This window comes from Brevibacterium sp. (assembly GCF_052105255.1).
Taxonomy (GTDB): domain Bacteria; phylum Actinomycetota; class Actinomycetes; order Actinomycetales; family Brevibacteriaceae; genus Brevibacterium; species Brevibacterium linens_B.
In genome coordinates, this window is record NZ_JBQDYQ010000005.1 from 118448 (window position 1) to 125590 (window position 7143).

Sequence of the window (7143 nt, forward strand, 5' to 3'; positions counted from 1 at the left end):
AGCGCGTACACGACGACGAGCCACGAACCGATGAGCAGACCCATCGCCACACCCTGGACGATGCCGGCGATGGCCATCGGGTTGCGGACGAAGGCGTAGGGGCCGCGGGCGACGAGGTGGTGGGCCATCTGCGAGGGCAGCGGGGTGCCGGAGCCGAAGTTCGCGATCGTCCGCGCCGACCACACGCCGATGACGCTGGAGACGGCGAGCAGGGCGAAGCCGACGACGACCAGGAGGATCGGGAACTTGTAGGCGAGGTTCCAGCGGTCTTCGAAGGCTTTGATGATGACCGGGATGATGATGAGGAACACGCCCCAGAACACGACGATCTGGATGGTGGTGTGCATCAGCAGGCGGGACCGGATGCGGGTGTGCGAACTGCGGAACGCGAAGGGTCCGACCAGGAGCTTCTCGGACGGGATGCGGCCGACGATCATGAGCCCCCCGGCAAGGAGGCTGCCGAGCGCGGCGAGGATCATGAGGACGGCGCCGAGCCCCGCCTCGGTGGTGGCGGTGGCATAGATGACCATGCCCAGCGCCACGAGCACGGTCCACCCGGTGACGATCCACACCGCCCAGCGGAAGTTGAGCGCGGCCAAGGCAGAACCGATGACGAACAGCGGAATGTCGACGATCGCGATGAACAGCGGGTCGATGCTGCCGAGGGTCGCGTCCGCCACTCCGGGAATCATCGCGGTGCCCAGCCACCACGCCGCTCCGGCGAGGGCCTGGAGGGCGAAGTACATGCGGCCGTGGAAGATGCGCAGTCGTTTCTTCGGTTTGTTCACTTCGGTGAGATGTCGATTCATGTGTGCACCGTCCCGCGGATGCAGATGGATGTGTCTCCGCCGACCCAGATCTCGTCGTCCTCGGCCGTGATGGAGACGACTCCGGAACGACCGAGGGCGGTTCCCTGGGTCGCGGTGTAGCTGTTTGGGGCCAGGTTCTCACCGACGAGCCATTGGGCGACGGAGGCGTTGAGGCTGCCGGTCACCGGATCCTCGGCGACTCCGACTCCGGGCACGAAGGCGCGGATCTCGTACTCGTGCTCCGACCCTTCCGGGTGGGCGCCGAGGACGCCGAGCTTCGCATCGGGGATGGCCGAGAAGTCCGGGGTGAGCGCGAGCACCTTCTCGGCGTTGGCCAGCCGCACGGCCGCCCAGCCGGGGCCGTTGTCGGCCCACTGGTGGCCGAGGATCTCGGAGCGGTCGACGCCGAGGGCGACCGCGATCTGATCGACGTACGCGTCGTCGAGCGGACCCGCCCGCAGGCGATCGGGGGCGGCGAAGGCGAGGGTTTCGGATGGTTCAGCGGCGGAGGCGGTCGGGGAATCGGCGCTCGGGTCGGTCGGGCCGCCTCGGCGGGGGGATCTGCGGATGTCGACGAGGCCGGCACCGCACTCCTGGACGATACGATCCTCGTGCTTCGGGGCCCCGACGGCGTCGAGCCAGGCCGCGGCCGAACCGAGCGTGGGGTGGCCGGCGAAGGGCAGTTCTCGATGCGGGGTGAAGATGCGCAGACGGTAGTCGGCTGCGGGGTCGTCGGGCGGGAGGATGAAGGTGGTCTCGGACAGGTTCGTCCAGTTCGCGATGCGGGCCATCTGCTCCTCATCGAGGCCATCGGCGTCGATGATGACCGCGACGGGGTTGCCCTGGAAGGGCACGGCAGAGAAGACATCGACCTGGGCGAATCGGCGGTGCTGTGACAATGACACTCCTTCGCAAGATGCGGACCACGCTGCGAGCGGGGGATTGCGCGGGCGCTTCTCACAGTGTAAAGGCCCAGGCCGGAGCGTCGGTGGATTGGTCCCCGGCGGCGCGGGGGTGTCAGTTGCGGCGGCGTGGGGGTGTCAGCTCCGGGAATGGGGGACGGTCGACTCGGTGCGGAAGGTGATTGCATAATGAGGCATGCGCTCAGATGTCACTGCGCGGGGACGAGGTCCTCGCATCGGAATGCTCGGCGGCGGGTTCATGGGCCGCGTCCACAGTCGAGCCGCACGGTCGGCCGGAGCCGTGCTCGACTCAGTCGCATCGTCACGGCCGGAGAGATCGGCACAAGCGGCGGCCCAGCTCGGATTCGAGACCTCGACTTCGTCCGATGAACTTCTTGGTCGCACCTTCGATGCGGTCCACATCTGCACTCCCAATGACCTCCACGCCGCGCAGTCCCTGCAAGCGCTGGACGCGGGATCGAACATCATCTGCGAGAAGCCCTTGGCCACTGATTCGACGGCCGCGCGTGCCGTGTTGGCCCGCGCCGAGGAAGCTGGTCTGCTTGGGACCGTTCCGTTCGTCTACCGCTACCACCCGATGGTGCGTGAAGCCCGCGCCCGATTCCGCGAGGGTCAGGCCGGAACGCTGCTGACCGTTGACGCCGGATACCTCCAGGACTGGCTGCTCGGCTCCGGCGACGAGAACTGGCGCGTCGAATCCGGGCGCGGCGGCCCTTCGCGGGCCTTCGCCGATATCGGCTCCCACCTCGTCGACCTCATCGAATTCATCGTCGATGACCGGATAGCGTCCCTTGTGGCGACCACGAGAACAGTTCACCCCCGCCGAGGCGGCACCGCGGTGACCACGGAGGACACCGTGGCCGTGACGATCGAGTTCACCGGTGGTGCCATCGGTTCCCTGCTGGTGTCCCAATTGGCGCCCGGACGCAAGAACGGACTGACCGTGGAGATCGCCGGCACTGAGGCGAGCATGCGCTTCGAGCAGGAGCGGCCCGAACAGCTGTGGTTCGGTCAGCGTGCCGACAGCGGGCTTCTTGTCCGCGATCCCGACTCCCTGTCCGCCGATGCCGCGCGTCTGTGTATGGTCCCGGCCGGCCATCCGCAGGGATACCAGGATGCGTTCAATGGCTTCGTCGCCGACTCCTATGCCTACTTCGCCGGCGAGCGACCGGAGGGGCTGCCGACTCTGCGAGACGGGGTGCGAGCCGTGCTCGTGACGGAGGCCGTGCTGCGGTCGGTACACGAACGTTCTTGGGTCGATGTCGAGTCGCTGGCTGTCTAGGCACCTCGACCTCCCGAGCCATGGGCACCGCGACCTCCCGAGTCATCGGAGCCCCGACCTTCCGAATCGCTGAGGAGCTCCTGAGGGTCCCGCTCAGGAGGGGTTCGTACACTGGGCCGCTATGGACTTCAAGCAGGCAACGGCGACGTGGTGGGATGCCATCACCTCGGGTTTCGGGCGGCAGGACGGGCTCGAGCTCGACGTCCTCGGGCTCGTGCTCGTCATCGGAGTGCCCCTGGTCGTGACTCTGGCTCCGGGGATCTGGAGGTTCTTCGGACTGTTCGTGACCTTTATCCACGAGCTCGGCCACGCATTCGCGGCCCTGATGACGGGACGTGTGGTCAAAGGGATCTCGCTGAACTTCGATCATTCGGGGCAGATGAACTCCTTCGGCCGAGTCGGCTTCTCCGCCGCATGGGCGGGTTTCTGGGGATATCCGGCACCGGGCGTGCTCGGACTCGTCCTGGCCACCTCGGCGGTCTTCGGTTGGGCCCCCTTGGCCCTGTCAGTCGGCGCGCTGGCCCTGTTGGTCGCGCTCATCTTCATCCGGAACTTCGCGGGCGCGGTCATCGCCGTGATCACGGCGATCGCGGCCCAGCTCGTCGTCGTCTTCCTGCCGCTGGAATGGATCTCGGTCTTCGTCGCCGCGCTCGGCACGGCGCTGACGATCGGGTCGCTCAAGGACCTCGTCAAGGTCATTCGCGTCCATACGCGCCGGCGCCACGTGCAGCAGTCCGATGCCTATATCCTCGCGCAGGGTTCGGCCTTGCCCGCCGGTGCCTGGCTGACGTTGTTTGCGCTGGTCATCATCGTCTGCGCTCTCGCCACCGCACGGGTGCTGTATACGGCGGTGTCGGTCGGCGCGGTGTGATTGTGCGGCAGTGCCGGCTGGCAGAATCGGAGTATGGCCCCACTTCCGAAGTACTCCGCGATCCTCTTCGATTGTGATGGAGTCCTCGTCGACTCCGAAAGCATCACGAACGGTGTCCTCCATCAGATGCTGCAGGAGCTCGGCTGGCAGCTGAGCGCCGACGAATGCATTGCGCGATTCGTCGGCAAAATGCTCCGCGACGAGGCTGACGTCATCGAAGAGCACACCGGATTCCGCATCGACGAGGAGTGGATGACCGAGTTCCGACGGCGGCGCAATGCCCAGCTCGAGGCGTCTCTCCAGGCGATTCCGGGAGTCGTTGATGCCGTTGACCGCATCGCCGAGATCTACCCGGGCCGGATCGCCTGCGCGTCGGGAGCGGATCGTCCGAAGATCGAGCTGCAGCTGCGTAAGATCGGCCTGTTCGATGCCTTCGAGGGTCGGATCTTCTCCGGCATGGAGCAGCCGAAATCGAAGCCCGCCCCGGACGTTTATTTGGCAGCAGCCGAATCCTTACAGGTCGACCCCGCCGAGTCGGCCGTGATCGAAGATTCCCCCACCGGGGTGATCGCCGGCGCTGCGGCCGGATCCCGTGTGCTCGGGTTCTGCCCGGACTCTCCGGTTCATCAGACCGCGGAGACACTGTTGGCAGCAGGTGCGGCCGAGACCTTCAGCGCGATGGACCAGCTGCCCGGTCTGCTGGCTGAATAGGTGCCTGGCTCGTGCAGGTGGCTCTCGACCTGAGACGAGAGTGCTTCATCAAAGAACAGCAAACATCATTGAAAATTAGAAAAAATCTTTTTGTAATCGAACTGTGACATTCAATTCTTCTCTTTGAAGGTAGAATAGACACAAGGCATTCACATCGACGTGAAAGGCGGCGAGACTGATGAAGGATCCTCAGGATCCGGGCGACAGGGGTCTCGAGCATGCCTCGAATGAACCAGTCTCCGGTTCGCCCGAGACTTCGGCCGACCCCGCTTCGTCGCCTCAGGTGCCTCTGGTCGGTCCTGACTCACCCCGTCGTCTCGACGTCGACCCTGATTCGCCGATGGCCGTAGTCGTCAGCCTGACTCACTTGAGTACGGGCGTTCGTCTCGCTGAGCTCCAAGCCGTCGCCGGGCTGTTTCTGTCCGATGCGCTCGAGAAGCTCCGCTATGCCTTCGGCGACGAGATCTACTACCACGCGACATTCACCGAGACCGTCGGCCGCTTCATCACGGCACGTGATGGGCTGCTGCCCGAAAGGGATGACTTCGTGGACCCCTGGACGTCCACCGGTTTCGTCCTCGAGGGCCGCCCTCTCGACGAGTCTGATGATGACGCCGCCCCCGCAGGTGCTGCCACCGACGATGGGGCCGAAGCGGACGATGCTTCAGACGGTGGTGTCGACGTCGCTGCCGGCGAGGTCGATGAATCGCACGACGCCGCTGAAACGTGCGCCGATGGAAGCACCGATGATGTTTCCGCAACCGAGAAGAGCATTGTCGATCAGTCGCAGCGTCCGTCGGCGAGTTCGCTTCCGAATTTCCCCAAGTTCGGTTTGCACAAATCTTTCAACAGCTGGGTCCACGACCTCGCCACGCGCGAAGAGATCGCGGAACTGACCACGGTCCTCGGCTCGACGAGCGAAGGTGCCTACAACGAGATCACGAACGCCGTCACACTGGCGTTCGGACTGCCGAAGTTCCTGCAGCGCTGCCTGGCCGGTGAGTTCACGATCGAGCACGTGATTGCGGCGACCCGTGTCATCAAAGATGTCGCATTCGAGTATCTGCCGCGTCTTGATGCCTACCTGGGTGACCGCCGTGCCGATATCACCCTGGAGACCTTCAGGAAGTCGCTGAATCTCAAGATCGCGGCGATCGTGCCGGTCGACGACAGAACCGAACTGGCCGAGAAGCGCCGCCGAATCGACATCATGACCTACCCCGACGGCACCGCCTCGGTGACTCTGTCCGGGCCCGCTGTGGAACTCAATGCCTTCTACCTGCGCATCGAGGCATTCGCCCGAGCGATCCGCAACGGCACCATCTCGGCACTCACCGATGAGAACATCGCCGGCCTCGAAGTCGCCGATCAGGACAGCATCGCCGCCCTCATGTTCGATATCGCCACTCGGGCAACCCCGCAGATGACCATCGCTGTGACGACCCACGACACCACAACCGGTGAGACCACCACCAAGGAAGTCGCGCTCGAGACCGCCGCCGACGCGGACCCCGCAGCTCCGATCACTGCAGCCGCGGTCGACCGCACCGCGCAGGCGGCGCAGCGTGAAGCCGAAGAGGCGGCGGGCACCGGCGCCGACGTGAAGACCACCATCAAACTCGTCATGCCCACCCACGGACAGTGGGTCCGAGAGCAGGCCAAGGTGATGGTGACGGTTCCTTATCTCACCGCGGTGGGAAAGTCGGAGCTGCCGGGAACATTCTCGGACGGCACACCGGTGCCGCCTGACGCGGCACGGGCACTCGCAGGTGAGAGCCTCACGTGGCACCGGATCCTCACCGATCCCGCCACAGGTACGCCGATCGATGCTCGCTCACGCAGCTACCACATCCCTGCGGACGTGCGCGCACCTTTGGTCGGCAGATGGCAGTCCTGTTCTGCTCCGGGCTGCACTCGCAGGGCAGAGACGTCGGAAGTCGATCACATCATCCCCTTCGACCATGCCGATCCGTCCCGGGGCGGTCAGACGACGTTCGAGAACCTCCACCCGTTGTGCAAACCCGACCACCAGGCGAAGACCGACCGCCGGTTCTCGGTCCGAATGACCGAGGACGGGGCGGTGGAGTATTCCTTCACTCGTGGTGTCGTCGCACGAATGTATCCGCCGGACAACCCGATCAACGCCGAGCATGCCCGTCAGGTGGAGAACTATGCCCACCTGCCGAATCTGCTTGAACAGCGGAGCCCCGGCACCACGGAACAGCTTCGCGACAACGGCCAACCGAGCCCAGCGGCACGGCTCGAGAACTCGGGGCCATCCCGCCGATCCAAGCTCGAAGACTCGGGGCGAGGGGACCAGTGTGTCCCGACGCCTGGGGCAGGGGGAGTCTCGAGTACCGAAACCGACGAGGCGCCTCGCCGGTCGCAGAAGGCGAAGCCCGGTCGAGGTGTGGAGTGGAACAACTACTGGGACTCCGGGGATCCGCCACCGTTCTGACGGCAGCTGGGCTATGACGGCAGCCTGGTTACGCAAGAGGCCCCGGCCGCGCGCCTTCGCAGACGGCGACCGGGGTCCGAACGGTCTTT

General features: G+C 65.4%; 6 protein-coding genes. 4 read left to right on the forward strand and 2 right to left on the reverse strand.

Annotation, left to right across the window (positions count from 1 at the left end; translation table 11 throughout):
- On the reverse strand, positions 1-809 hold an 809-nt coding region (locus ACTIIH_RS03340), incomplete at its 3' end, for a methyltransferase family protein (RefSeq protein ID WP_441450442.1).
- Complete coding sequence (locus tag ACTIIH_RS03345) at positions 806-1708, reverse strand: PhzF family phenazine biosynthesis protein (protein ID WP_441450444.1); 903 nt, start codon at positions 1706-1708, stop codon at positions 806-808. The genes ACTIIH_RS03345 and ACTIIH_RS03340, both read right to left, overlap by 4 nt.
- Before the next feature lie 199 nt (positions 1709-1907).
- On the opposite strand from ACTIIH_RS03345, the gene ACTIIH_RS03350 reads away from it, so the two are divergent.
- The 4 genes from ACTIIH_RS03350 (at position 1908) to ACTIIH_RS03365 (ending at position 7054) form a co-directional block, all read left to right on the forward strand.
- Entirely contained in the window at positions 1908-3014 is a 1107-nt protein-coding gene (locus tag ACTIIH_RS03350; protein WP_441450445.1) for a Gfo/Idh/MocA family protein, read from the forward strand.
- A 121-nt stretch (positions 3015-3135) separates the two neighbouring features.
- A complete protein-coding gene (locus ACTIIH_RS03355) occupies positions 3136-3885 on the forward strand; it encodes a M50 family metallopeptidase (protein ID WP_441450446.1) in 750 nt (249 codons plus the stop codon).
- 33 nt (positions 3886-3918) lie between these two features.
- Entirely contained in the window at positions 3919-4596 is a 678-nt protein-coding gene (locus tag ACTIIH_RS03360) for an HAD family hydrolase (protein ID WP_441450448.1), read from the forward strand.
- 367 nt (positions 4597-4963) lie between these two features.
- Positions 4964-7054: an HNH endonuclease signature motif containing protein gene (locus ACTIIH_RS03365; RefSeq protein WP_441450450.1), complete on the forward strand. Its 2091-nt coding sequence runs from the start codon at positions 4964-4966 to the stop codon at positions 7052-7054.
- The last annotated feature ends 89 nt before the right edge of the window (positions 7055-7143 follow it).